Source organism: Pseudomonas sp. UBA4194 (genome assembly GCF_002379585.1).
In the GTDB taxonomy this organism is placed as follows: domain Bacteria; phylum Pseudomonadota; class Gammaproteobacteria; order Pseudomonadales; family Pseudomonadaceae; genus Aquipseudomonas.
Window position 1 is genome coordinate 33,024 of sequence record NZ_DFUE01000075.1, and the last position, 25,770, is coordinate 58,793.

At 62.4% G+C, this 25,770-nt stretch carries 25 protein-coding genes; 5 read left to right on the plus strand and 20 right to left on the minus strand.

Translation table 11 applies throughout. The features are described from left to right. Positions 1-81: 81 nt before the first annotated feature. Positions 82-1,107, minus strand: coding sequence for a DNA topoisomerase IB (locus B3397_RS17865; protein WP_296252666.1), 1,026 nt, complete (start codon positions 1,105-1,107; stop codon positions 82-84). A gap of 401 nt (positions 1,108-1,508) precedes the next feature. On the opposite strand from B3397_RS17865, the gene B3397_RS17870 reads away from it, so the two are divergent. From B3397_RS17870 to B3397_RS17880, 3 genes are all read left to right on the plus strand, one after another. Next, positions 1,509-2,135 (plus strand): response regulator transcription factor, encoded by a 627-nt coding sequence (locus tag B3397_RS17870; protein ID WP_296252668.1) that lies wholly within the window; start codon positions 1,509-1,511, stop codon positions 2,133-2,135. 5 nt (positions 2,136-2,140) lie between these two features. After that, positions 2,141-5,755, plus strand: a complete 3,615-nt coding sequence (locus B3397_RS17875) for a transporter substrate-binding domain-containing protein (RefSeq protein ID WP_296252672.1) — start codon at positions 2,141-2,143, stop codon at positions 5,753-5,755. 96 nt (positions 5,756-5,851) lie between these two features. Next, positions 5,852-7,060, plus strand: coding sequence for an EAL domain-containing response regulator (locus B3397_RS17880; protein WP_296252676.1), 1,209 nt, complete (start codon positions 5,852-5,854; stop codon positions 7,058-7,060). A gap of 120 nt (positions 7,061-7,180) precedes the next feature. Here the strand turns inward: B3397_RS17880 and modC are convergent, their stop codons facing one another. The 11 genes from modC to tusD all read right to left on the minus strand — a co-directional run bounded on the left by modC (position 7,181) and on the right by tusD (position 14,850). After that, a complete protein-coding gene (gene modC / locus B3397_RS17885; RefSeq protein ID WP_296252678.1) occupies positions 7,181-8,269 on the minus strand; it encodes a molybdenum ABC transporter ATP-binding protein in 1,089 nt (362 codons plus the stop codon). Further along, on the minus strand, positions 8,266-8,946 hold the full coding sequence (modB, locus tag B3397_RS17890) for a molybdate ABC transporter permease subunit (RefSeq protein WP_296252681.1): 681 nt from the start codon (positions 8,944-8,946) through the stop codon (positions 8,266-8,268). Before modB ends, modC begins: the two co-directional genes overlap by 4 nt. Continuing rightward, positions 8,946-9,695, minus strand: a complete 750-nt coding sequence (gene modA, locus B3397_RS17895; protein WP_296252684.1) for a molybdate ABC transporter substrate-binding protein — start codon at positions 9,693-9,695, stop codon at positions 8,946-8,948. The genes modB and modA overlap by 1 nt, the downstream gene beginning before the upstream one ends. A gap of 88 nt (positions 9,696-9,783) precedes the next feature. Then, complete coding sequence (gene ada, locus B3397_RS17900; protein ID WP_296252686.1) at positions 9,784-10,656, minus strand: bifunctional DNA-binding transcriptional regulator/O6-methylguanine-DNA methyltransferase Ada; 873 nt, start codon at positions 10,654-10,656, stop codon at positions 9,784-9,786. A gap of 74 nt (positions 10,657-10,730) precedes the next feature. After that, positions 10,731-11,375: a DNA oxidative demethylase AlkB gene (gene alkB / locus B3397_RS17905; RefSeq protein WP_296252689.1), complete on the minus strand. Its 645-nt coding sequence runs from the start codon at positions 11,373-11,375 to the stop codon at positions 10,731-10,733. After that, complete coding sequence (locus B3397_RS17910) at positions 11,375-12,382, minus strand: glutathione S-transferase family protein (RefSeq protein ID WP_296252691.1); 1,008 nt, start codon at positions 12,380-12,382, stop codon at positions 11,375-11,377. Before B3397_RS17910 ends, alkB begins: the two co-directional genes overlap by 1 nt. Before the next feature lie 94 nt (positions 12,383-12,476). Then, complete coding sequence (locus tag B3397_RS17915; protein ID WP_296252693.1) at positions 12,477-13,478, minus strand: glycosyl transferase family protein; 1,002 nt, start codon at positions 13,476-13,478, stop codon at positions 12,477-12,479. Beyond that, positions 13,475-13,810 carry a TusE/DsrC/DsvC family sulfur relay protein gene (locus B3397_RS17920; protein ID WP_296252695.1) on the minus strand — a complete coding sequence of 112 codons (336 nt, stop codon included), beginning with the start codon at positions 13,808-13,810 and terminating at the stop codon, positions 13,475-13,477. Before B3397_RS17920 ends, B3397_RS17915 begins: the two co-directional genes overlap by 4 nt. Continuing rightward, positions 13,807-14,097, minus strand: a complete 291-nt coding sequence (gene tusB, locus B3397_RS17925; RefSeq protein WP_296252697.1) for a sulfurtransferase complex subunit TusB — start codon at positions 14,095-14,097, stop codon at positions 13,807-13,809. Before tusB ends, B3397_RS17920 begins: the two co-directional genes overlap by 4 nt. Continuing rightward, complete coding sequence (gene tusC, locus B3397_RS17930) at positions 14,097-14,456, minus strand: sulfurtransferase complex subunit TusC (protein ID WP_296252698.1); 360 nt, start codon at positions 14,454-14,456, stop codon at positions 14,097-14,099. The genes tusB and tusC overlap by 1 nt, the downstream gene beginning before the upstream one ends. Position 14,457: 1 nt before the next feature. Beyond that, positions 14,458-14,850, minus strand: a complete 393-nt coding sequence (tusD, locus tag B3397_RS17935; protein WP_296252701.1) for a sulfurtransferase complex subunit TusD — start codon at positions 14,848-14,850, stop codon at positions 14,458-14,460. A gap of 383 nt (positions 14,851-15,233) precedes the next feature. Between tusD and B3397_RS17940 the strand changes: the two genes are divergently transcribed. Beyond that, the gene (locus B3397_RS17940) at positions 15,234-15,518 is read left to right on the plus strand and encodes a hypothetical protein (protein ID WP_296252703.1); all 285 of its coding nucleotides are present in this window, start codon (positions 15,234-15,236) and stop codon (positions 15,516-15,518) included. A gap of 4 nt (positions 15,519-15,522) precedes the next feature. On the opposite strand, the gene B3397_RS17945 is transcribed toward B3397_RS17940, so the two are convergent. After that, positions 15,523-17,064 (minus strand): sensor domain-containing diguanylate cyclase, encoded by a 1,542-nt coding sequence (locus B3397_RS17945; protein WP_296252704.1) that lies wholly within the window; start codon positions 17,062-17,064, stop codon positions 15,523-15,525. A gap of 206 nt (positions 17,065-17,270) precedes the next feature. On the opposite strand from B3397_RS17945, the gene B3397_RS17950 reads away from it, so the two are divergent. After that, the gene (locus B3397_RS17950) at positions 17,271-18,230 is read left to right on the plus strand and encodes a 2-hydroxyacid dehydrogenase (protein ID WP_296252706.1); all 960 of its coding nucleotides are present in this window, start codon (positions 17,271-17,273) and stop codon (positions 18,228-18,230) included. Between the two features lie 53 nt (positions 18,231-18,283). On the opposite strand, the gene B3397_RS17955 is transcribed toward B3397_RS17950, so the two are convergent. The 7 genes from B3397_RS17955 to B3397_RS17985 form a co-directional block, all read right to left on the minus strand. After that, entirely contained in the window at positions 18,284-18,544 is a 261-nt protein-coding gene (locus B3397_RS17955; RefSeq protein WP_296252709.1) for an ogr/Delta-like zinc finger family protein, read from the minus strand. A gap of 398 nt (positions 18,545-18,942) precedes the next feature. After that, on the minus strand, positions 18,943-19,284 hold the full coding sequence (locus B3397_RS17960; RefSeq protein WP_296252710.1) for a hypothetical protein: 342 nt from the start codon (positions 19,282-19,284) through the stop codon (positions 18,943-18,945). Positions 19,285-19,531: 247 nt separating this feature from the next. Further along, entirely contained in the window at positions 19,532-20,986 is a 1,455-nt protein-coding gene (locus B3397_RS17965) for a SulP family inorganic anion transporter (protein ID WP_296252712.1), read from the minus strand. Positions 20,987-21,091: 105 nt separating this feature from the next. After that, positions 21,092-21,928 (minus strand): aldo/keto reductase, encoded by an 837-nt coding sequence (locus tag B3397_RS17970; protein ID WP_296252714.1) that lies wholly within the window; start codon positions 21,926-21,928, stop codon positions 21,092-21,094. 104 nt (positions 21,929-22,032) lie between these two features. Continuing rightward, complete coding sequence (locus B3397_RS17975) at positions 22,033-23,259, minus strand: dihydrolipoamide acetyltransferase family protein (RefSeq protein WP_296252716.1); 1,227 nt, start codon at positions 23,257-23,259, stop codon at positions 22,033-22,035. Beyond that, entirely contained in the window at positions 23,260-24,309 is a 1,050-nt protein-coding gene (locus B3397_RS17980; RefSeq protein ID WP_414704406.1) for an alpha-ketoacid dehydrogenase subunit beta, read from the minus strand. It abuts the gene before it with no gap. A gap of 10 nt (positions 24,310-24,319) precedes the next feature. After that, positions 24,320-25,552, minus strand: coding sequence for a 3-methyl-2-oxobutanoate dehydrogenase (2-methylpropanoyl-transferring) subunit alpha (locus tag B3397_RS17985; protein ID WP_296252721.1), 1,233 nt, complete (start codon positions 25,550-25,552; stop codon positions 24,320-24,322). Positions 25,553-25,770 lie beyond the last annotated feature (218 nt).

The following is a 25,770-nucleotide window of genomic DNA, read 5'->3' on the forward strand; positions in this document are numbered from 1 at the left end:
ATGGGGGTGTTATAACCGACCCCCAGAGCCGGGGACAATTCCGGTGGGGGTCGGATGAGCCGTGTGAGGCGCCGTGGTTCGCTATGCCGCCTTGACCAATCGCTCCAGAAAGGTCGCGAGCGCGACTTCTTCCATGCGCAAGCCTTTGCGTGTCCTTGGCCTGGGCAGCTTGGCCAATTCACCTTCGACGAAATGCTCCAGCACCTTGGGATGGATATAGCACTTGCGGCACACGGCAGGGGTATTGCCCAGCTGTCGCGCCACCGCCTTGACCATGTCGACGATATGCTTTTTCGCTTCCGGCTCCGGTTGCCAATGCAGCTCGCGCAGCATGGCCAGGGCCAAGGCGCTGCCGGCCCAGGTGCGGTAGTCCTTGGCGGTGAAGTCGCTGCCGGTGATCTGATGCAGGTACGCGTTCACGTCATGGGAGCTGACGCCATGGCGTACGCCATCGTCGTCCAGGTACTGGAACAGGTTCTGCCCCGGCAGCTCCATGCAGCGCTTGACGATATTGGCCAGGCGCCGGTCCTTGACCGTGACCTTATGCTCGATGCCGCTTTTGCCGCGAAACTCGAAAGCGATGCTGTTGCCCTTCACCTCGACGTGGCGGTTACGCATCGTGGTCAGTCCGAACGATTTGTTGTCGCGGGCGTATTGGGTGTTGCCGACGCGGATCAGGGTACTGTCGAGCAGGGAAACCACCGCCGCCATGACCTTGTTGCGGTCCAGCCCCGGCGCGGCCAGATGGGTTTCCAGCTGCCGACGCACCTTGGGCAGCATCTTGCCGAACTCGATCATGCGCTCGTACTTGTCCTTGTCCCGCACCTCGCGCCAACGCGGGTGGTAGCGGTACTGCTTGCGGCCCCTGGCATCACGCCCGGTGGCCTGCAAATGGCCCCGCGGGTCGGCGCAGATCCACACATCCTTGTAGGCAGGTGGGATGACCAAGGCATTGATGCGCTTGATCTCGTCGGCGTCGGTGATGCGTTCGCCGTCGGCAGTGAAATAGGCAAATTTGCCCCGCAGGATCTTGCGCCGAAGGCCGGGTTGGCTGTCGTCGACGTAGTGCAGGTCTGCGGGCAGGTCGATCTCGATAGGGTCTGACATTGCGTATCAATCGTGGCCAGTGTGAGCAGTGGACCGCGCAAAAAGATGGAAATCCCCCCGGATTTGCGGGTCTCGGAAAATTCGCACAAACGTTGGGAAACGTCTGACTTCCTCAGTACAAGCACGAGGGAATAATCGTCGCCCAGGCCTGCTGCGCAGACGGTCAAGGCGCGCCGGAAGAGACGCGGTAAAGGAGGGGGCGTAATTATCCTGCACAACACAGCGAAATTTCCCATAAGAATTTCGGAAGCGGCCGGCATATTTCCTATCGAAACTACCGAATACTCCTACAGCGCACCGGCCAGGAAGGCCCACTCACAATCCAGGCTGCATTCCTTCCACAGGACGCCCTGCAAAGGGCCTGCGGGCGTTACCGGCCGCCTCGCAATCAGGAGAGCGACATGCGAACAGCGTTAGTGATAGACGATCACCCTTTCATTCGGGCCAGCGTCAAGGTGCTGCTCAAGCAGGAACGTTATCAAGCTGTCACCGAGGCCAACGACGGCGTCCAGGGGCTGGCCATGGCCAAGAGGTACCCGCCGGATCTGGTGGTGCTGGATATCTCGCTGCCGGGCATGGATGGCATGGAGGTGATCACTCGGCTACAGGAGCTGATTGCTCACGTGCGCATCGTGATTCTGACGTCGCAACCTGCCGAGCACTTTTCCCTGCGCTGCATGAAGCTGGGGGCCAAGGGCTTCGTGTCAAAGGGCGATGACCTCAACGAGCTACGCAAGGCCGTCACGGCCATCGCTTCGGGGTTTGCCTTCTTTCCCGATGTGTCATTGAGTTCGGTGAGGCGCAGCGACTGCATGTGCAGCGAGGCCCAGAGCATCGCTCGGCTGACCAATCGCGAACTGGCGATCCTGCAGCATCTGGCCAGGGGCATGAGCAATAAATCCATCGGCGAAATGATGCTGTTGAGCAACAAGACCATCAGCACCTACAAGTATCGCCTGATCGAGAAACTGCGGGTCGGTACGGTGGTGGAGCTTGCGGACTTCGCCAAACGAAATTCGCTAGTCTAGTGCACATGTTCATTGCGCTGAGCCGTGGTGCACTGGCGCTGTGGGTCCTGAGTTGGGCCAGCTCCTCTTTGGCCGGCGACGGCGGGCCGGCCCTGCATGGCCGTTCGGCATTGAACCCCGCCTGGCTCAGCCAACTGCAGCTCACCGACGACGACCGCCAGTGGCTGCGGTCCCGGGGAGTGTTGCGCGTGGCGGTGAACCAGCCCGACTACGCACCCTTTGACATCAGCGCCGACGGGGGCGCCTACGAAGGTATCAGCGCCGACTACCTGCGCCTGGTCGGTGACCTGCTCAACCTCAAGATCCAGGTACGCCCTTACGCAACCCGGGCGCAGGCGGTGCAAGCCGTTCAGGATGGCGAGGCGGATCTGGTCAGCACCTCCAGTGTTCACGAAGCCACTGTGCACGGGCTGCAACTGACCGATCCCTATATAAAGGACCAGCCCGTGCTGGCGGCCCGCGTCGATGACTGGCCGCAGGCCACGCAAACGGGGCCTCCCCGTGTTGCCATGGTGGGCGGTTATCTGCCGCTGGATCAGCTGCGCGAACGCTTTCCCGAGGCGCAGCTGAGTGTCCACGCTACGCCGACCAATGCCATGGCGGCCGTGGCGTTCGGCCAGGCCGATGTCTACGTGGGCAGTGCATTGGGGGCGTATTACCAACTTCATGGCAGCCAATTGACCCGCTTGCAGTTGTGGCCGCTGAACGGTGTCGACGCCAATCATTTCGGCTTTGCCGTGGCGCGGCGGGAAGGGCGGCTGTTGGCATTGCTCAACAGCACCTTGAACGTCATTCCAGGTGATGCACGCTGGGACATACTGCGACGCTGGAGCGTCGACCAGATGGAACTGGCCGAGCCACTGCCCTTGCCCTTGACCGCCCCGGAACGGCAGTGGCTGCAGGGGCGGCAAGAGCTTCGGGTGCTGATGCACCCGGGCTTCATGCCCATTACCTACCGCGACAGCCAAGGACGATTTGCCGGCGTCAGTGCCGATGTGCTGGCGCAGATCGCCCGGCGTACCGGGTTGACGATCAGTGTCATCGAAGCGCGCTCACTGGAGCAGATGCGCCAGATGATTGCTCGCGGCGAAGCCGACCTGATCGCGGCGATCGTTCCCAGCGCCGAGCGCGAGGTGGAATTGGCGTTCACCCGCAGTTTTCTGACCAGCACCCTGGTGCTGGTCACGCCAGACATCACCAACGCACCCGCTGCCCTTGAACAACTGACCGGCCAACGCCTGGCGCTGGTTCAAGGCAGCGCCTTGCAGGCGGACCTGCGCGACACGCACCCGGCAATCACCCAGCTCGCTGCTGCGCAATCGAGCGAAGCGCTGGCCCTGGTCGACAGCGGCAAGGCAGCGGCTGCGGTGTTGCCGCTGATTGCCGCGCGCTACATGATCGCCAGGCAGTACCGAGGGCGTCTGCGGATCAACGCAGCGCTGTCGGCGCCGCCGGCCCGATTCGCCTTCGCCGTATCACCCCGAAACTCGGCCCTGTTGTCGATCCTGAACAGCGCGTTGCTCGACATCCCGCCGCCTGCCATGAGCGAACTGACCCGGCGCTGGAAGGGCGAGCTGATCGTCACCGATGGTTTCTGGCAGCGCCACAGCCGGTCGGTGATCCAGGGCCTCGTGGCGGCGTTATTGTCGTTGCTGCTGGCACTGGCCTGGATCACCTATCTGCGACGCTTGATCCGTCGGCGTGAGATCGCCGAAGCGGCACTCAACGAGCAGGTGGATTTCATGCAAGTGATGATCGATGGCACCCCCCATCCGATCTACATCCGTGATCGTCAGGCATGCCTGGTGAACTGCAATGTCAGCTACCTCAAGGCGCTGGGGCTGGAACGCAGCGACGTCATGGGCCTGCCGGTCACCGGCTACGCGGTGGTCGACTCGGACCAGGCGCACCTGGCGCAGCTGACCTATATGCAAGTGATGGAGTTGGGCGAGCCCATCGTCGAGGACCGCCAGGTGCTGCTGGCCAGTGGTCAGGTGCTGACCATCAACCACTGGATGCTGCCTTACCGTGGCAGCAATGGACAGATTCACGGGCTCATTGCCGGCTGGGTGGACATCACCGAGCGCCAGCGCCTGTGCGAGGCCTATCAGGATGCCCAGGAACGGGCGGAGGCGGCCAACCAAGCCAAGACCAACTTCCTGGCGACCATGAGCCACGAGATTCGAACGCCCATGAACGCCGTGCTGGGCATGCTTGAACTGGCGCTGAAGAAAGCCGAACAGGGCATGCTCGACAAGCCCGCACTGGAAGTCGCCTCCCATGCCGCCAACAATCTGCTGGCGCTGATCGGCGATGTGCTGGACGTCACGCGCATCGAAGCGGGGCGTCTGGAGCTCAACCCCGAACCGTGCCAGTTGAGCCAGCTGGCCAGCACCGTTACCCGTCTCTTCCAGGCCCAGGCTGCGGATAAGCATCTGGCGCTGGTGCTGGAGATGACTGGAGCGCCCGATACGTGGGTGTCGGTGGATTCGATACGGTTCAAGCAAATCGTCGGCAATCTGATCAGCAATGCCATCAAGTTCACCGCGGAAGGGCACGTCAAGGTGCTGCTAGGGGTATGGCCTAGCGCTCAGGTTGCCCATGTCAGCCTGAGCGTGGAGGACACCGGCGTGGGCATCGCCGAATCGGAGATCCAGCGTCTGGGCGGCGCCTACCAGCAGGTACCCAACAGCGCGATCGCACCGCGGATGGGGGCGGGGCTTGGGCTGAACATCTGTCAGAGCCTGCTGGCTTTGATGAAGGGTACCCTGCGCTTGCAGAGCGTGCTGGGCAGCGGCACGCGGGCGGAACTGCAATTGGATGCACCCCTGTGCGACGCGCCCCTGGGCATCGACAGGGCGCATGACCAGGCCGCGGTGGAGTCGGCACTGCAGGTACTGGTGGTGGATGACTATGCGGCCAACCGCGTACTGCTGGAGCGCCAACTGACGTTTCTCGGTCACCGCGTGACCTTGGCCGAGCACGGCACGGCCGGGTTGCGCGCCTGGTTGCGGGGTAACTTCGATGTGGTGATCAGCGATTGCAACATGCCGGGCATGAACGGCTATCAGCTGGCCCAGGCCATTCGCTTGCATGAGCGGCGCAGGGGGGAATTGGCCTGCCTGTTGCTGGGCTGCACCGCCAATGCACAACTCAAGGAACGCGAGCTGTGCATGGCCCACGGCATGGACGATTGCCTGTTCAAACCTCTGAACCTGCAAGGGCTGGCCGAAAAGCTCAGTACCCGTCGCCGCCGTTGGCAAAAACCCTGCGACACCGAGGAAATCGACCTCACTGGCCTGCATCAATTGACGGCAGGGGATGAGCTGTCGCTCAAACGACTGCTGGGCGATCTGGCCCAGAGCAATGCCGAGGACCTGTCGCGCTTGCAGGCCCTGGGAGAGCCTTACAGCCATGCGGAGGTTGGCGATCTGGTGCACCGCATCAAAGGTGGCGCCCGGATCGTGCGCGCCGGGCGCCTTGTGACGGCGTGCGAAGCCCTGGAGCAGCACTGCCATCCTGCCGCTGCAGCCGAGGATGTACGGCGCGGCATCGATGCCCTGGCAGCGGCGATGAGCAGCCTTGGGCAGTACTTGCAGCGCTATTGCAGGGCGGGGTAGGTCCTAGGAGATTTCCTCGATGAATTTGGGAAATTGCCTGCTTTCGCGGCGCTGGACAAAGTTGAACATCAGGTCGAAGACAAAGAGGACGCACCCATGTCGGCGATCAAAACAAGTGTTCTGCTCGTGGAAAGTCACGGTTTCCAACGTGCTATTGCGGCCCAGATGCTGGAGCAACTGGGGTGCGGCCCCATTCATCAGGCACAAACCGGTGAGGAAGCCTTGCAGCTGTTGCGCAAGCACCGTGGGATTGCAGTGCTGGTGTGCAACGTCGATATCCTTGGGGTGGATGCCCTGGCGGTGATTCAGCAGGCGGCGGCGCAGCAGTTGGTCAAGGCAGTGCTCATTTCCGGAGGGTTGGACGCGGAGGTGCGCACGGGTATCACGCAGTGGGTGTCGATGCTGGGGCTCGAGTACCTGGGGGACGCGGGCAGCCCGGTGGAGTTCGACAAACTGCACCGCTACCTCAAGACCCTGGGGCTGCCTCGCCCGCCGCAGCCGCCACTGACCGAGGTGCCGCTATTGCCACCTGATGATGTGCAAAGGGGGCTGGCAGCCGACGAGTTTTTCGCCTGCTTCCTGCCTCGCTGTAACGTGGGCGACGGCCGGATCAAAAGCGTGGACGTCAAGCTGCATTGGCAGCATCCCGAGCATGGTGTATTGACCATGATGCAATTCTGGGCTGCGGTGGAGCGCGACGGTCTGGCCAACCAACTGCTGCTGCACATGTCCAGCCAGGCGCTCAAGGTGCAGCAGGCGTTCGTGGCCGAGGGCTTGTTGGTCGGGTTGAGCATAGGTATCCGGCTCGAGCAGTTGGGGCACCGGAAACTGATGAGCGAACTGCTCGAAATGATCCGCAAGCACCTGGCCAACAATCGTCGCGTGGCGCTTGAGCTGAGTCATGTGGGGCTGGCAAGGCCGCAACCGGAGTACCTGGAAACGCTGCTGCGGGTGCGCCTGATGGGGTGTGATCTGGGCATGCAGGGTTTCGGATCGGGTGGGGCTTCGCTGCAGCGACTGTGCCAGTGGCCCATCAATCAGTTGCGCCTGGCTTCACCGTTTCTGCTGGAGGCGCCACATCAATCCCGACATCTGGCGGTGGTGCAACATACGCTGGTGGCGGCCAGGACCTTGGGGATCGAGTTGACCGTGACCGGCGTGCAGACGTCTGTGCACCATTTGTTGCTGTATGACCTGGGGTGCCTGAGGGGGCAGGGGGATTACTTTGCCGGAGCGTTGACGGCCGAAGAGCTTAGGGAGAGGTTGCTCAGGCCCAAGGTGATTGAACCGATTTGGCGGGGGTGAGCGGGCGGACGCCTTCGCGGCTGTACGCCGCTCCTACAGGGGGGTGGCTGTGCGCCCTGTAGGAGCGGCGTGCAGCCGCGAAGGGGGCCTTTGGGGCAATGCATCATGTGGATCAAACCCTCACGCCAACACCGCCACTGCCTTGATCTGCGCCCACGCACGCTGTCCGTTGTGCAATCCCAGATGGTCGGCCGAATAACGTGTGATCCGCGCGATGATCACGGTTTCCCCTGCCAACAGGCTCACCAGCACATGGGCAGGGTTGTCGGCAGGGTGCTGATCGATCACCACCACGGCCAGCCGGTTGAGGATGGTGCTGTGATCATCGGCAGTCAGACTCAGGCTCACATCCCTGGCCTGAACCTTGATGCGCAGATGGCTGGCCCGCGGTTGCTCGGCATGGGTGACGCGCAGGCAATCCGCGCTGCCCGGCAGGCGCAAGGTCAGCAACTGATAGGCGGGGTCGTAGCCATCCACCTGACCCTGAATCACCACGCCGGCACCTTCCTCCTGGGCCAGGGGAAGGTCCAGGCGCGCCAGGGTTTCACCCACCGGTCCGCTGGCCAGCACACGGCCTTGCTCGAGTACCACCACGTGGTCGGCCAGGCGCGCCACTTCTTCTTGAGAGTGGCTGACGTACACCACGGGAATCTCGAGTTCGTCGTGCAGGCGTTCCAGATAGGGCAGGATCTCGGCCTTGCGGCGGCTGTCCAGGGCGGCCAGAGGCTCGTCCATCAGCAACAGACCGGGGCTGGACAGCAGTGCCCGGGCGATGCCGACACGCTGGCGCTCGCCGCCCGACAGGTTGGCCGGGCGGCGTTGCAGCAGATGCTCGATACCCAGCAGTTCACAGGCTTGCGCCATCTGCACCTTGCGCGCGGACGGCGCAATGCGCCGCCAGCCGTATTGCAGATTTTCGAGTACCGACAAGTGCTCGAACAGGCTGGCCTCCTGGAAGACATAGCCCAGTGGTCGTTTATGCGGTGGCAGGAAAAACCCCGAGTGGCTGTCCTGCCACAGCTCACCATTGACCTCGATAAATGCCGAATCGGCTTTTTCAAGCCCCGCCAGGCAGCGCAGGCAGGTGGTCTTGCCGGAACCGGAATGGCCAAACAGAGCACTTACGCCGCGCTTGGGCAATTGCAGGTCGACATCCAGCGCGAAGGTGCCATAGGCCATCTGTATACGGGCGCTAATCAAACCACTCAACTCCACGAGGTCTTGCGGTGACGGCTGCGATACAGCGCCAGCAACACCAGAAACGAAAACACCACCATCGTGCCGGCGAGCCAGTGCGCCTGCGAGTACTCCATGGCTTCGACGTGATCGAAGATCTGCACCGAGACGACCCGGGTTTTCTCGGGAATGTTGCCGCCGATCATCAGCACCACGCCGAACTCGCCCACGGTGTGGGCGAAGCCCAGGATGCTGGCGGTGATGAAGCCTGGCCGCGCCAAAGGCAGGACCACGCTGAAAAAACAGTCCCACGGGCTGGCCCGCAGGGTGGCGGCGACTTCCATGGGGCGGTCGCCAATCGCGCCGAAGGCGTTCTGCAGGGGTTGCACCACGAAGGGCATGGAATAGATCACCGAACCGATGACCAGCCCGGTGAAGCTGAAAACCACCGTGCCCAGGCCCAGGGCCTGGGTGGCCTGACCGACCGCCCCGTGCGGGCCGAGCAACAACAGCAGATAGAAACCAATGACCGTCGGCGGCAATACCAATGGCAGTGCCACCACCGCGCCAACGGGGCCGCGCCACCAGGACTTGCTGCGCGCCAGCCACCAGGCAACCGGCGTACCGATCAGCAATAGAATCACGGTGGTCAGGCTGGCGAGTTTGATCGTCAGCCAGATCGCCGCCAGGTCACTGGCATCCAATCCCATCAGAGTTCGTAACCGAACGACTTGATGGTGGCGGCGGCTTTAGGCCCCTTGAGGTATTCGACCAATGCCTTGGCAGCAGGGTTGTCCTTGCCCTTGTTCAGGATCACGGCGTCCTGCTTGATCGGGTCGTGCAGCTCGGCCGGGACGATCCAGGCCGAACCGCCGGTGACCTTGCCATCCTTGTAGATCTGCGACAGTGCGACGAAGCCCAATTCGGCATTGCCGGTCGAAACGAACTGGAAAGCCTGGGTGATGTTCTGGCCCTCGACCAATTTGGCCTTGGTGGCGTCGGTGAGTTTCAGCTTCTCCAGCACCTGAGTCGCGGCAAGCCCGTAAGGCGCCGCTTTGGGGTTGGCGATGGACAGATGCTGGTACTGGTTGGCCTTCAATACCTCACCCTTGGCGTCGACATAGCCTGGCTTGGCCGACCAGAGGGCCAGGGTTCCGACTGCGTAGGTAAAGCGCGAACCTGCGACGGTCTCCTTTTCACTCTCCAGTTTGGCTGGGGTACTGTCGTCCGCCGCCAGGAACACTTCGAACGGTGCGCCGTTCTTGATCTGGGTGTAGAACTGACCCGTGGCGCCATAGGCGGCAACCAGCTTGTGGCCAGTGTCCTTTTCGAAGTCCTTGGCGATGGCCTGGATCGGCGCCGTGAAGTTGGCCGCAACCGCGACCTGCACCTCATCAGCCTGGGCACCATTCAAAGCCACAGCAGCGGCAAGGGCTAGCAAAGAAGTCGTGAATTTCATCGAACGGCAGGCTCCGGTTTTTGTAGGTGCTCGTTATATATCTGAATATATAGCGAAGCGCCATAGTTTCCGTCCAGCGTATAGCGCCTTATGGGCTGGTCACCGAAGACCCCTGTGGGTGCGAAGCCTGAGGCTGCCGTTCACGCTGAAGCAGTTCGCGTTTTCGTTCCACCCCCCAGCGGTAGCCGGACAAGCCGCCGTCGGTACGCACCACACGATGGCAGGGAATGGCCACGGCCAGAGCGTTGGCGGCGCAAGCTCCGGCGACAGCGCGGACGGCGCTGGGCGAACCGATGCGCTCAGCGATCTGGGCATAGCTGGCGGTCTGGCCCGGCGGAATCTGCTGCAGGGCCTGCCACACCCGTTGTTGAAAGGCGGTACCCCGGATGTCCAGCGGCAGATCCAGGCCGAGCTCCGGCGCTTCGATAAAGCCCAGCACCCGAGCCACCCAGGTTTCGAACTCGGCTTCTCCGCCACGTAACCGGGCCTTGGGGAAGCGCGCCTGCAAGTCGACCAGCAGTGGCTCCGGCTCGTCCCCCAGCAGGATCGCGCACACGCCGCGTTCACTGCGGGCTACCAGTACTGCCCCAAGGCTGCACTGGGCGATGGCAAAGTGAATCTCTACATTGGCACCCCCTTCGCGATACGCACCGGGGGTCATGCCGAGCATGCCGTCGGCCGCTTCATAGAATCGACCCGTGGAATTGAATCCGGCGGCATAGACTGTTTCGGTGACCGAGGCGCCGGCCAGCAGATGCTCGCGCACCTTGTGCGCACGCCGCGCCTGGGCGTAAGCCCTGGGCGTGACGCCGGTGACGGCCTTGAACACGCGGTGGAAATGCCAGGGGCTCAGGTTGGCCTCTGCGGCCAGCGCGCTGAGGTCCGGCAGCGCCGCGCTGGCCTCGATCCGACGGCAGGCAGCGGCCACGAGCTGACTGTGATGGGCAGTGACACTGGGCATGGGAGCCATCCTGTGGAAATCGACTGTGCCCATGGTAGCGCCGGACGCGCCGCGGGACACTCCGTTGCTTGCGCTCAGCGCGCCTTGCGCAGCGTGAAGTTGATGCGTTGCGCACCCATCACTTCATGACTGCCGGGTTTGAGCGGCAGCACGCCATGGAAGCGCAGACGATCGACGCCACCCCACACCATCACATCTCCATGCAGCAACGGCACCCGCAGCGGCCGATCACTTCGTTGTGCACCGCCCAGCTGAAACATGGCAGGAAGGCCGAGCGACACGGAAACGATCGGTGCAGTGAAATCCTGTTCGTTGCGGTCCTGATGCAACGACATCTTCGCCCCTGGCAGGTAACGGTTGATCAGGCACGCATCCGGGGTGAAGTCCGGGAAACCCGCCACTGCCGCTGCCTCGGCGGCCATTGTGCTCAGCGCCAGGGGAAGTTCGGGCCAGGGCAGGCCGGTGCTGGGATCGTGTTCGGTGTATCGATAGCCGCTGGCGTCGGTGGTCCAACCCCACTGTCCGCAGTTGCTCAAGGCCACCGACATGGTATGACCGCCAGGGGTGACCATGCGCCGGAACGGCGCAGCCTGGAGCACCGCGCGCAGCGCTGGCAGTACCTGCTCCAGCCAGGGCAGGGCGAAGCCACGCAACAGCCAGGTCTGCTCGGCCAGTCGTTCGTGACGTGACGGTTGCAGCGGCTCGTCGAACAGTTGCATCACGCACCGCCTTTGTGCCAAACCCCACGTCCCGGCAAACGTTCGCGGTCGTGAGGCTGGGTGAAGGTCTGTTGCGGTCCCTTGGGCACGATACGGGTGGGATTGATGGTGGGATGGCTCGTGTAGTAATGCCCTTTGATATGAGTGAAATCCACGGTCTCGGCGATACCAGGCCATTGGTAGAGCTCCCGCAGCCAGTTCGACAGGTTGGGGTAGTCGGCGATGCGCCGTTGGTTGCACTTGAAGTGCACGTAGTACACCGCATCGAAGCGAATCAGGCTGGTGAACAGGCGCACATCTGCCTCGGTGAGGTATTCACCGGCCAGATACCGCTGGCTCGCCAACGTCTGCTCCAGGCGGTCGAGCTCGGCGAAGACATCGTCGAACGCCGATTCATAAGCCTGCTGGGACGTGGCAAAACCAGCGCGGTACACACCGTTGTTGACGTTGGGGTACACGGCGTCGTTGATCCGGTCGATGACCGGTTGCAAGGGAGGCGGGTAGAAGTCCAGGCGGTTGCCGGTCAGCGCATCGAATGCCGAATTGAACATCCGAATGATCTCGGCCGACTCGTTGCTGACGATGCACTCCCGCTGTTTGTCCCACAGCACCGGCACGGTCACGCGCCCGGTGTAGTCAGGTGCATCCTGGGTGTAGCGCTGATACAGATACTGCATAGGGCCCAGAGCATCACCACTGGAGCCTTGAGCGGTGTCGAACGTCCAGCCGTTTTCACCCATGTGCCAGCTGACCACGGACACATCGACCAGACGCTCCAGCCCCTTGAGCTGACGCAGGATGAGGGTGCGATGCGCCCAGGGGCACGCCAGCGACACATACAAGTGGTAGCGGCCTTCTGCGGCGGCGAAGCCGGCCTCGCCACTGGGCCCGGCACCACCGTCGGCGGTGACCCAGTTGCGTCGCTGCGAGGCTTCGCGCTGGAAGGCGCCGTCTTTGCTGCTTTCATACCATTGGTCGTGCCAACGCCCTTCGATCAGCAACCCCATCTTCGACTCCTTGGCTCAATACTTATCGGGTAAGAGTCCAGTCTAAAGCTCAAGGTTCGAAGCAACCGCGCAAAGGTTGGGTCGATGTGATCGGTCAGGCCGATAGATCGCGCGACTCCCAATAGCTACGGGCTTGCTCGAAGGCCTGGTCACGCGGTGTACCCAGGCCACGCAGTGCCAGTGCCATGGTGGACATCAGCGCCATTTCCCCATAGCTGTCCTGGCGCTCGCCACGCCAGAATTCCAGCAATTGCTCGGGCTCCAGGCTGACGGGTTTGACATGCCGCTGCGACGACAGCGCCGGCCATTCCTCATCCCATGACTGATGCGCCTGGGTGCCGTAGAGGTGACTGGGGCTGTCCGGGTTGACTTCGATTTCGCCGCCATCGCCCTTGATCACGATGACGTTGTCGCCCAACAGGCCACTGGCGTCGCGGTGCACCGACTGGTAGCCCGGATGAAAGATGCTTTGCAAGCCACAGCGTGCGCCCAGCGGGTTGAGAATCCGGGCCAGGGAGTGGATGGGGGAGCGTAGGCCCAGGGTATTGCGCAGGTCGATCATGTGCTGCAGCCGAGGCGCCCAGTCCACCAGCGGCGCGAAGGCAATGCCGCGGGTGTCCAGGGCCGCGCCCACGCTCGACCAGTCGCGGCACAGCGGGATCGACAGCAGGTCCAGCAGTTGCTCGGTGTACAGACGCCCGGCTGTGTGGGCACCGCCACCGTGCATGAAAATGCGCTGGCCGTTGCTGGCCAGACATTTGGCTGCCAGCAGGTACCAGGGCAGGTGGCGTTTCTTGCCGGCGTAGGTAGGCCAATCGATGTCCACGGCCAAGGCGGGTGCCTGCAGACGCTCGCGCAGCGCCTCGGTAAAACCTGCCAGTTCCTCGGGGCTTTCTTCCTTGTGCCGCAGCAGCATCAAGAAGGCGCCCAGTTGCGACTCTTCGACCTTGCCGTCGAGCAGCAAGCCCATCGCTTCCCTGGCTTCCTCCCGCGTCAGGCTGCGTGCGCCACGCTTGCCCTTGCCCAGGATGCGCACGAAGGGTGCAAAAGGATGCTCGGCGGGTGTCTCGAGTGTCAGTGCAGGATAATCGGTCATATGCAATTGGTCGGTTTGGGCAGGCCTGCCAGTTTCGCGGCAAGCTTGGCAGGCGTGCCCTTGAACAGGCGATTGAGGTGCAGGCTGTTGCCTTTTTCTGCACCCAGTTTGAGAGCGGTGTATTTGATCAGTGGCCGGGTGGCCGGGGACAGCTGGAACTCGGTGTAGAACTGGCGCAGCAGCTCCAGCACCTCCCAATGGTCGGCGGTCAATGGCAGTTCTTCCCGCTCGGCGAGGGCGACAGCCACCTCAGGGCTCCAGTCGGCCAGATCGACCAGGTAGCCATCCTTGTCCAGGGCAATGTTCCGCTGTGCAACGATCAAGGTGTTCATAGCCAACTGTTGACCTTGTCGTAGGCCAACGTGAGTTCGACGAATTCAGGGTAGTCGATGACCGTTACCCCGGTGCCGGGCGTCAGCCCCCGAGCGTGAACATCCTCGCCCAGTGCATAGAGACGGATGGCTGCCTGTTGCAGAGGCGCCCCCACCTGGGAATCAGCGCCAGCGTAGACGGCATCGCCGGTCAGCAGCACGCCATCGTCCGGGCCCAGCAGCCGCAGGCAGCTGGCCAGGCGGCTGTCAGTGAAAGGCGAATGGGAAAGCAGGTGCAAAGTACTCATCAGAGGGTCACCACCAGGTCATGGCGTGCCAACAATGCACGCAGGCCGTGATCGTCCAAGGTCACGGCGGGTAGAGCGAGGGCGGCTGGGTTGAGGCCACGCTGCTCGAGGCTCAGCGCGCAGGCGTACAGTTCGTCGACGCCGAACAGCGGCAGGGCCGCCAGGTTGGCGCCCAGATGTTTCTGCTCGACCAGCGCCGGCTGTTGCGCATCGGCAAGCTGAAAGACACCGTCGTCGAGAAACAGCATGGCCAGGGGCAGGTCGTACGCCCCGCCGGCCAAGGCAATGTCCAGCGCCTCTCTGGCCCCAGGTCCGCTCCAAGGCGCCTGGCGGCTGATGATCAACATCGATTTGGCCATTTCACATGCCTCCGAAACTAACGAGCCGATCAGCCTGTTGGGCGGCCTCATGCAATTGGCCCAGGCCCGACAGCTGCCAAGGCTGGGGCAGGTTGGCGGCGGGGCGCTCATAGCGCCGGGCCTCTTCTTCATTGAGCACGCCGCGGCGCAATGCGGCGGCGATGCACACCACGGCATCGATGCCATGCTCGCTGACGAAGCTGCGCCATTGTCCAGCTATGTCGGCTTCATCCTGGGGGGTGACGACGTTGGCCGACGCGCTGTGTACGCCATCCTGATAGAAGAACACCCTTGTCAGCTCATGTCCTTGGGCCAGCAGCGCGCGGGCGAACTGCAGGGCGCGGCGTGACGCAGGCGAGTAAGCGGGGGCGTAGACGGCAATGGCGAATTTCATCAATGGGCTCGTGTCAGCAACTGCGGCCATGATAAAGCCTGAAAGCGCAAAAAGCCCGTACGCTGAACGGCAGCCAGCGGTGCAGGATACGGGTGCGACAGGATGTCGCGACGCGATTTCGAAGGCTCTGGGAAGGGGCTTGTGGCCGGATCGGGGGCCAAGTCATCGTACCTCTTTGCCGGAAGGGCATTTACAGCGACCGGGCAGGGGTCTAAAATTCCCTCAAGTGTTACAAAGTGAGTCGGTTGACCGCCTCAATAGATAGCACCCTACTTATAAAAAAAGCCCGTCATAGACGGGCTTTTTGCGTTTTCGGACCACGGTCAATGCCGCTGTCCCGGCTTTCCCACCGCTGCCCCCACGTCATCGAGGCTCGTTTTCCCATGTTGCGCCTGTTCTTGCTGGTCCTGTTCCATGTCTACAAACGCTGCGCCGCCGGCCTGGCTTCCATCCGTGGCGAGCGCGCCGATGAAGGGTATGCACGGTATGACGAGGCCGAGGAGGGCGGACGTTGGTCGGCGCTGACCATCCTCACCATCACCGTGCTGAGCTTCTACATTCTGGGCAGCCTGGGTTTCTACGCCAAGGTGCACATCTGGGACACCCTGACCGAAGACCAGAAGGCTTTCATCGTGCAATCGATGCTGGTCGATCAGCAGATGCTCTGAGCCCTCAGGGCGTCTGCACGCAGTAGAACGCCGGAAAGATGCGATTGCGCCCGCTGCTTTTGGCTTGATACAACGCCTGATCCGCAGCCTGGACCAGGCCCTGTGCGCTGACCTGTCTGTCGCTGTTGCGCCACACATGGACCCCGGCACTGATGGTCACTAGACCGGCGTCGTTGCCGGCGTGATGGATGTTCAGGTCGCGCACCGCGGCGAGGATCTTGTCCGCCACCTGCCAGGTGCCGCTTTCATCGCTTTCCGGTAGCAGCACCAGCAGCTCTTCGCCGCCGTAGCGCACGACCAGGTCGCCGGCCCGGCCGACACAGCGCAGCACCGCCTGACCTACCGCCTTGATGCACTCGTCGCCGGCAGGGTGGCCATACAGGTCGTTGAAACGCTTGAAGTGATCGATGTCGAGCATGATCACCCCCAGCGGCCGGCCATTGCGTCGGGCCCGGCCGATCTCGTCGGGCAGGGCAGCGTCCAGCTGCCGCCGGTTGGCCAGGCCTGTCAGGCCATCCTGCATCGCCAACTTCTGCAACGCCGCGTGGGCATTGCGCAGTTCCGACTCGGTGCGCACGCCATGACGGATCTGCCGCATCAGCGCCACCGCGCACAAGCACAAGGCGACCACGACCACCAGCACGAACAGTGCCGAGCGAATCAGGTTCTCTTGCCAGTTGGCCAGTAAAGACTGCTTGGACTGCGCCGCTTCCACCACCAGCGGATAGGCCCCTGAAGCGTGGTAGCTGTACATGCGTTCCACACCGTCCACCAGCGAGCGTTGCAACAGTGTGCCCCGGGGCGACTCCGGCAACATCTCGCTGAACATCTTGCCTTTGGCGACGCTGGTGCCGATCACGCCTTCATCGAACGGCCGGCGCAGCAGAATGGTGCCGTCGCGCAACAGCAGCGCAATCACGCCTTTGTCGTCCAGATCGAATCCGGCATAAAACGCGTTGAAGTACTGCACCTTCAGGGTGGCCAATACCACTCCAGCGAAGGTGCCCTGGGCGGTGTTCAGGCGCCGGGACACCGGAATGATCAGGGTATCGGTGGAGCGGCTGCGGATCACCGGACCGATGTGCACACCGGGGTCGGGATTGTTGCGGTGATACTGGAAATATTCACGGTCTGCGTTGTTGACGTTGACCGGATCGACGTCGTTGGAAGTCACCACCCAGCGGCCTTCGCTGTCATAGATGAACAAGCCCTGAAGCTGGCTGAGCGAACGGGTCCACCCGCGCATCAGGTGGCGCAACCGCGCCAGCTCGGCAGGGGCAGTGCCGTCCACCTGCACCCGTTCGATCAGACCCAACAGTACGGTGTCCGACTCCTTCACCGTGTCCTCGGCGTGCTGGGCCAATGACCTGGCAAGGTTGGCCGTGGTGGTCTCGCTGACCCTCAAGGCCTGGGTGCGCGCGGTCCATGTCTGCCACACATCCAGCGCCACCAGCGAGGCAATCACCAGCGCGATGAACACAAAGGCCATCCGCTGAGTGGATAGGCTGGCTTTCTGGGTGGGGCGGTAAGGCGAGTCGGGAGGCATCGGCAAGCTACTTTTGTGCGGTTCTGTGCAGTCTAGTGCGATATGCCCGTCCTTCCATGGGTGATACGCAATCCAGAGTCGCATCGACTGTGGAATGGTTGTCACCCGGACCAGCGTGGTTGTACGATGACCTACATCACTCCGCCGCATGGTTCACCCTGCGGCCAGCAAAAACAACAACCATACAGATGCCTACAGGAGGTTCCATGACCCAGCAATCCACCCAGAACGTACCGGTCTTGATCATCGGCGCTCTGCTCCCCAGCCTGCAAGAGGCCGTGGAGTCGAACTTCGCGGCCACGCGATTCTGGCAACTGGATGATCAGCAGGCCTGGCTGGCCAACCATGGCAGCAGCATCAAGGCCATCGTCACCACCGGCGCCTGGGGGGCCAGCAGCGAGGTGATTTCGCAGTTGCCCAACCTCGAGGCGATTTTCAGCTTCGGTGTCGGTTACGACTCCATCGCGGTGGACGCTGCCCGCGACCGCGGTATCGTCGTGACCAACACCCCAGCGGTGCTGGACGACTGTGTGGCCGACACGGCCATGGCCCTGACGCTGGATGTGATGCGTCGCTACAGCGAGGCGGACCGTTTCCTGCGCGCGGGGCGCTGGCTTGAGGGACGTTTTCCGCTGGCGAGCAAGATCGGCGGCAAAAAGATGGGCATCGTGGGGCTGGGGAATATCGGCGAGGCCATCGCCAAGCGCGCCGCAGCCTTCGATATGCAGGTGCTCTACCACAACCGCAAGCCCAAGCCTGGGGTGGCCTACCCGTATTACGACGACCTTGAAGCGATGATCGCCGACAGCGATGTACTGATGCTGGCATTGCCGGGAGGCAAGGCCACCGACGGCTTGATCGGCGCAAAACAGCTGGAGGCTTTGGGCAAACACGGCTTTCTGGTGAACATTGCCCGCGGCAGTGTGGTTGACCAGGCTGCGCTCATCGAGGCGTTGAGCGCAGGCCGGATCGCCGGGGCCGGGCTCGATGTTTTCGAAGACGAACCCAAGGTCCCCCAGGCGCTTATCGACATGGACAATGTGGTGCTTTTCCCGCACCTGGCCAGCGGCACCCACGAAACCCGTCAGGCGATGGGTGATCTGGTGTGGAGCAATATCCAGGGCTGGTTCCACAATGACCGCAAGGTGCTCACGCCGGTAGGCTGACGGGCGGGCCAAGGGCGCTCGCTGCGCCCTTGGCCGATTGCGCCGCTGTCAGCTCACGCCGCGCCGGCTGCAATCGCGGGTTTGCTGGCCGCTCTGCGCAGGGCCACCGGGGCGCTGGGCAAATGGATCTCGGGGTTGGCAACGCCGCTGGGAGAGAGCTCATGGGTCATCTCGAACTCGGCACGCACCGACCACCCGCAGACCTCGTTGGTGCACTGCAAATACGCTACACGAAGAAAGACGTGGGTGCCCTCGCTGGTGCGAATTCGCATCCGGTTCTGGCAGTGCGGGCAAACCATCTTGTAAGTACTCATGCGATCAACCTTATTGCCAGCGTCACGTGCGCAGGGCACGCATCGCCAACAAAAATCAAAGTGTTTTGGGTAAATCGTCCCTGACCAACATCCTGACGCTGCCTGCGTGCTTGAAAAGTTTGTATTAATTTAAGAGCGAATAGGTCATGTTACCTAGTGTGTGTAGGAAATTTCTCCGTTGTAAGTTTTAGTTTGAAGTTTCAGCGTTTTTCAATTTCGTCAATGGGAAGAGTTTGTAGGCTATTGATGGCCAACAAGTTAATCCACTCAAATTGATGGGGTCAAGGGTATTGCCAAAGTATCGGTCTAGAGCCTTGGAGTCGATGTGAAGCAGCTATCGACGGTATTGCCTCTTTCATCGATCATCTCACCCATCGGAGCAGGTGAAAGTTCAGGCATCATTGACCTTTGAAGCGTTTTACAAGTTCACGAATGTCCACCTGTTCCACCCACACCATCAACTTGATACTGAGCGGAATCACTACCAGTGCGCAGAAAAATGCCGCAACGCCATTTGTAAGTTGGGGTAAAAGCATCACTGCCAGGGGTGTGAACAACACACCCACACCCGCGGACATCGCCAGGCTGCACAGGGTCTGCCAACCTTTGAGCGGCTGTCGGACACTGACCACCAGACAGGCACCCAGCCCGGCACCGAACAAGGTTTCGAGATCAAACCACGGCCCCTGTACCCAGGCGCTGACCAATGGCCCGACCTGCTGCAAGAATTCATTGGTCATGGTCGGCTCGCTCTGAACACATACTCCTGCCTACGGAAGGCCGGGCGCTGCGGTGATGGGCGTGGTGGACGAACATGGGACTACCCGGTCTCGAAGCCGCGGTGTGCGGCGTTGAAGTCATACTCGCTGCGCCAGGGACGAGCAGCAACCGGGTGGGCTTGTAGGCAGCCTGCACAGAGGCAGACCGCGCGGGTGAACCCGCGCGCAAGAAGGGAGAGAGGTATCAGCGAGCTTGGGGCGGGCCCCTCTAGGCAATGGCCACAGCGGCCCCGGCTTTCTCCAGCAGGCGCTGGCAGCGGGGCGACAGGCGTCGCAGTTGCAGTGTCTTGCCGAACTTCTCGTAGCGCCCTGCCAGGTTTTCCAGCGCGGCAATGGCGGAATGGTCCACCAAGTGCAGATGGCCGCAGTCGATGTCCACCTGTTGTGGATCGTTCTGCGGATCGAACAGCGCCTGAAAGTGAGTGGTGGAGGCAAAGAACAGCGTGCCCCGAGGTGTATAGGTGCGCAGCCCGTCGATGCTGTCATCGACTTCACAGGTGATTTCCCGCGAGTGCTGCCAGGCGAACGCCAGGGCGGCGATCAAGATGCCACACAAGACGGCAGTGGCCAGATCGGTGAATACCGTAATGATGGTCACGGCGATGACCACCAACGCATCGTTCAATGGCACTTTGCCCAGTACCCGCAGCGAACCCCAGGCGAAGGTCTGCTGAGCCACGACGAACATCACGCCAGCAAGGGCGGCCAACGGAATCCGTTCGATCAGGGGCGACAGGAACAGGATGAACAGCAGGATCATGATGCCGCTGACTACACCGGACAGCCTTCCTCGGCCACCCGAACTGAGGTTGATCACGGTCTGCCCGATCATGGCGCAGCCACCCATGCCACCGAACAGTCCGGAGATCACGTTGGCAAGGCCCAGCGCTACGCATTCACGGTTGGGTTGGCCGCGGGTTTCGGTGATCTCATCGGTGAGATTGAAGGTCAGCAGGGTTTCCAGCAAGCCGACCATGGCCATCAGCATGGCGTAGGGCGCGATGATCTTCAGGGTGGCTAGGTCCAGCGGCACGCTTGGCCAGTGGAAGCTCGGCAGATTGCCGGCAATGGTTGCCATGTCGGCCAGGGTGCGGGTAGGCAGATGCAGGAGCTCGACCAGCACGCTGACGCCAACGATGGCCACCAGGGCGCCCGGAATCGCCTTGGTCAGGCGTGGCAGCAGATAGACCACGGCCATGGTCAGAGCCACCAGCCCAGCCATCACCAGCAACGGCGCGGTGGCCAGCCAGTGACCGTCTTCGGTCTTGAAGTGCTCGAGCTGCGACAAGGCGATGACAATCGCCAGGCCATTGACGAAACCCAGCATCACCGGATGCGGCACCATGCGCACCAGCTTGCCCAGCCGCAGCAGGCCGAACAGCAACATCACCAGCCCGCTGAGGACCACGGTCGCCAGCAGGTACTGCACGCCGTGCTGCACCACCAACGCCACGATGACCACCGCCATGGAGCCTGCAGCCCCCGAGATCATGGCCGGTCGGCCACCCAGCAGCGCGGTGAGCGTGCAGATGATGAAGGCGCCATACAGACCCATCAATGGGTTGACCTGAGCCACCAAGGCGAAGGCGATGCACTCGGGCACCAGGGCGAATGAAGAAGTCAGGCCGGCAAGAACGTTGCGGCGTATATCGGTCAGCGACATGCGGTACCTATCAGCACAAAAGCCCCACGGCCGGTAAGGGCCGTGAGGTGCGGTTTCAAATTCTTGGAAGGTGCGCAGTTTAACAGGTGTTGCGAGGTGTGTCTGTCAGGCACCCATATCGAAGGTGTCCGGGTTGGGACCCAGGCGCCCGGTGTGGGGAATGTGCGCAATGCCTTGCAGATCCTGCTCATCGAGCTCGAAATCGAACACGTCGAGGTTCTGCGCGATGCGCTCCGGGTTGCTGGAGCGAGGGATGACCACATGACGGTTCTGAATGTGCCAGCGCAGAATGACCTGGGCGGCGGACTTGCCGTGTTTTTCGGCAATCTGCGAGATCACCGGCTGCGACAGCAGTGCGCCGCCCTGGCCCAGCGGGCTCCAGGACTCGGTGACGATGCCTTTGGCCTGGCAATACTCCACCAGCTCCACCTGGGGGAAGTCCGGGTGCAGCTCGATCTGGTTCACCGACGGTGTAACGCCCGTGTCGGCGATGATGTGTTCCAGGTGCTCGGGGTGGAAGTTGGACACGCCGATCGAACGCACACGACCTTCTTCCTGCAGGCGCACGAAGGCTTTCCAGGTGTCGCGATACGCGGCCTTCTTCGGCAGGGCCCAATGGATCAGATACAGGTCCAGGTACTCCAGCCCGAGCTTTTGCAGGCTGGCGTCGAAAGCACGCAGGGTACTGTCGTAGCCCTGATCGGCGTTCCACAGCTTGGTGGTGATGAAAATCTCTTCACGGGCCAGGGCGCTCTCGGCAACCGCGCGACCGACGCCCGCTTCGTTGCCGTAGATCATCGCGGTGTCGATATGGCGGTAGCCTGCTTTCAGAGCGGCGACGCTGGAGGCGTAGGCCTGATCATCGTCCAGCTGCCAGACGCCGAGACCCAGTTGGGGAATCTGGATACCGTCGTTGAGGGTAATGAGGGGGGCTTGAGGCATGAATAAACTCCAGTCGATAAAGTGAGTCACCGGAATGTCGACCCCAGTGTTCACGACGGAGTTCAGCCGATAGGCAAGCCGGCGCTCGAGGCGCCGGCTCGTACTCAAGGTTCGAGGAACAGCATGGCAGGTTGTTCCAGCAAGGCGCGCACGGCCTGGATGAACCGTGCGGCATCCATACCGTCGACGACCCGGTGGTCGAACGAACTGGACAGATTCATCATCTTGCGCACCGCGATCTGACCGGCCACCACCATGGGCCGCTCGACGATGCGGTTGACCCCGACAATGGCCACCTCAGGCTGGTTGATGACCGGCGTGGAGACGATCCCGCCCAAGGCGCCGAGGCTGGTGAGGGTGATGGTCGAACCGCTCAGTTCCTCGCGGCTGGCCTTGCCCGAGCGGGCGGCCACGGCGAGCCGATTGATCTCTGCGGCCGTGCGCCACAGGTCGGCCGCTTCGGCATGCCTGAGCACCGGCACCATCAGGCCGTTGTCACTCTGGGTCGCGACCCCGACGTGCACGGCGCCGTACTGGGTGATGACCTGTTGCTGGTCATCGTAGTGCGCGTTGATCTGCGGGAAGTCGCGCAGGGCCACCACCAGGGCGCGGATCAGCAAGGGCAGCAAGGTCAACTTGCCGCGCTCGGCACCCCACTTGGCATTGATATCGGCACGCAGCGCTTCCAGCGCAGTGACGTCGATTTCTTCCACATAGCTGAAATGGGCGACCTGGCGTTTGGCTTCCTGCATGCGCTGGGCAATACGTCGGCGCAGGCCGATCACGGGGATACGTGTCTGCTCCTGACGTGGCGCTCGACCCTGCTGGAGGGGTTGGCGCTGTTCCAGAAACGCATCCAGATCGGCATGTCGGATACGCCCGGCGGGGCCAGTGCCGCGTAACTGCTGCAGATCGACGCCTTCATCCTTGGCGCGCTTGCGCACCGCAGGCGAGGCCAGCGCACGGCCCGGCTCGGGGGACGCAGGCGGTGCTGGTACCGGTTCGACCCGCGCTGTGGTATCGGGCGCCGACTCGGGCACCTGGACCGCTGGCGTCGTGGCCGGCTCGGCATCACGATGGTTGCCATCGCCCAGCACTTCAATGCGAATCAGCTCCGAGCCCACCGCCATGACTTCACCGGGCTGGCCGCCCAGGGCCATGACGGTCCCCGCCACGGAACTGGGAATTTCCACCGTCGCCTTGTCGGTCATCACATCCGCCAGCACCTGGTCTTCGCTGACGGTATCACCGACCTTGACGAACCACTCCACCAACTCCACTTGTGCAATGCCTTCGCCAATGTCCGGCATGCGGATCACATGAGTGCCCATTCAAGCCTCCATTACACGTTGCAAGGCGGCGCCAACGCGGGCCGGCCCAGGGAAATACGCCCATTCCTGCGCGTGGGGGTAGGGGGTGTCCCAGCCGGTCACGCGCTCGATGGGCGACTCCAGGTAATGGAAGCAATGCTCCTGCACCAGCGCCACCAGTTCGGCGCCAAAGCCGCAGGTGCGGGTCGCTTCGTGAACCACCACACAGCGACCGGTCTTGCGCACCGAGTTGACGATGGTGTCCAGGTCCAGCGGCCACAGGCTGCGCAGGTCGATGACTTCGGCATCGATGCCGGTCTCCTCGGCGGCAGCAGTGGCGACGTACACCGTGGTGCCATAGGTCAACACCGTAACCTGCTTGCCCGGGCGCACGATGGCCGCGCTGTCCAGTGGCACATTGTAGTAGCCCTCCGGTACGGCACTGGCGGCGTGCTTGGACCACGGTGTTACCGGCCGGTCGTGATGGCCATCGAATGGGCCGTTGTACAGCCGCTTGGGTTCTAGGAAGATCACTGGGTCATCGTTTTCGATGGCAGCGATCAGCAGGCCCTTGGCGTCGTAGGGGTTGGACGGCATCACCGTGCGCAGGCCACAGACCTGGGTGAAGATCGCCTCGGGGCTCTGGCTGTGAGTCTGGCCGCCATAGATACCCCCACCGCAGGGCATCCGCACGGTCATGGGCGCGCTGAACTGCCCGGCCGAACGAAACCGCAACCGCGCCGCTTCCGAGGCCAGTTGGTCATAGGCTGGATACACGTAGTCGGCGAACTGGATTTCAGCGACCGGGCGCAATCCATAAGCGCCCATGCCGACAGCGATACCCACGATGCCGCTTTCGGAGATGGGTGTGTCGAAAACCCGCGAGCGGCCGTACTTGGCCTGTAGCCCTTCGGTGCAGCGAAACACGCCGCCGAAATAGCCGATGTCCTGGCCGAACGCTACCACATTGGGATCGCGCTCGAGCATCACGTCCATGGCCGAGCGGATGGCATGGACCATGCTCATGATGGAGGTGGCACCCTCGGTGCGTTGCAAACTGTCCGTGCTCATGTTCATCGCCTCACACTCCCATCTGCTGACGTTGCTGGCGCAAGTGTTCGGGCATGTCCTTGTACACGTCCTCGAAAATAGTCGCCGCGCTGGCCACCTTGCCGCTGACCAGGGTGCCGAAGCGCTCGGCCTCCTTCAGCGCGGCGATGATCTGCGCCTCCACTTCGGCGTGCAGCGCCTGATGCTGTTCCTCGCTCCATTGCCCGGTGACGATCAGGTGCTGCTTGAGACGGGCAATCGGGTCGCCCAGGGGGAAATGCTTCCAGTCGTCTTCAGGCCGGTATTTGGAGGGATCGTCGGAGGTCGAATGAGGGCCGGAGCGGTAGGTGACCCATTCGATCAAGGTCGGCCCATGATTGCGCCGGGCACGCTCGGCTGCCCAGCGGGAGGCCGCGTACACGGCCAGAAAGTCGTTGCCGTCGACCCGCAGCGAGGCAATGCCGCAACCTACGCCACGGCCCGCGAACGTTGTGGCTTCACCACCAGCGATGCCTTGGAAGGAGGAGATGGCCCATTGGTTGTTGACCACGTTCAGTATCACCGGCGCACGGTAGACGTGGGCGAAGGTCAAGGCGGTATGAAAGTCCGATTCAGCGGTGGAACCATCGCCAATCCAGCCGGATGCGATCCGCGTGTCGCCCTTGATCGCCGACGCCATGCCCCAGCCCACCGCCTGCACGAACTGGGTCGCCAGGTTGCCGGAGATGCTGAAGAAGCCGTCGTCTTTATAGGAATACATCACGGGCAACTGCCGGCCCTTGAGCGGGTCCTGCTCATTGGACAGCAACTGACAGATCATTCCCACCAGCGGCAGCTTGCGTGCCATCAGAATGCTCTGCTGGCGGTACGTGGGAAAACACATGTCATCGCGGTTGAGCGCCAAGGCATGGGCGCTGCCAATGGCTTCTTCGCCAAGGCTCTGTATATAGAAGGACATCTTCTTCTGGCGCTGGGCGGTCACCATCCGGGTGTCATAGATACGGGTGGTGAGCATGGCACGCAGGCCATCGTGCAGCACCTGGGCAGGGATGTCTTCGGCCCAGGGGCCGAGTGCATGGCCCTGGTCATCCAGTACCCGCACCAGGCTGGCGGCCAGGTCGGCGGTGGCTTGGGGTTCGACGTCTATCGGCGGTTTGCGGACGATGCCGGCATCGCTGAGGCTGAGGTAGGAAAAATCGGTCTTGCACCCTGGCCTTCCGGTAGGTTCGGGCACGTGCAGTTGCAGCGGGAGATAGTCGTTCACGTCGTCACTACCCTTGATCTTGTTGTTGTGGGTGGGGCGCTATCGTTCAGTCTAGTCGGCAAATGCCGGCGTCTCGGTGCTTATGCTAATGCCAGTGCCGAAGAAAAATTTTCCTCAAAAGAGCCACGCCGACGCCTGCGCAGCATCGTTCATGCAGTTTTGCTGCTTCCACAGGCAAAAATATGCAGTCATCGGACGATTGCCTGCGCGGTCGGCAG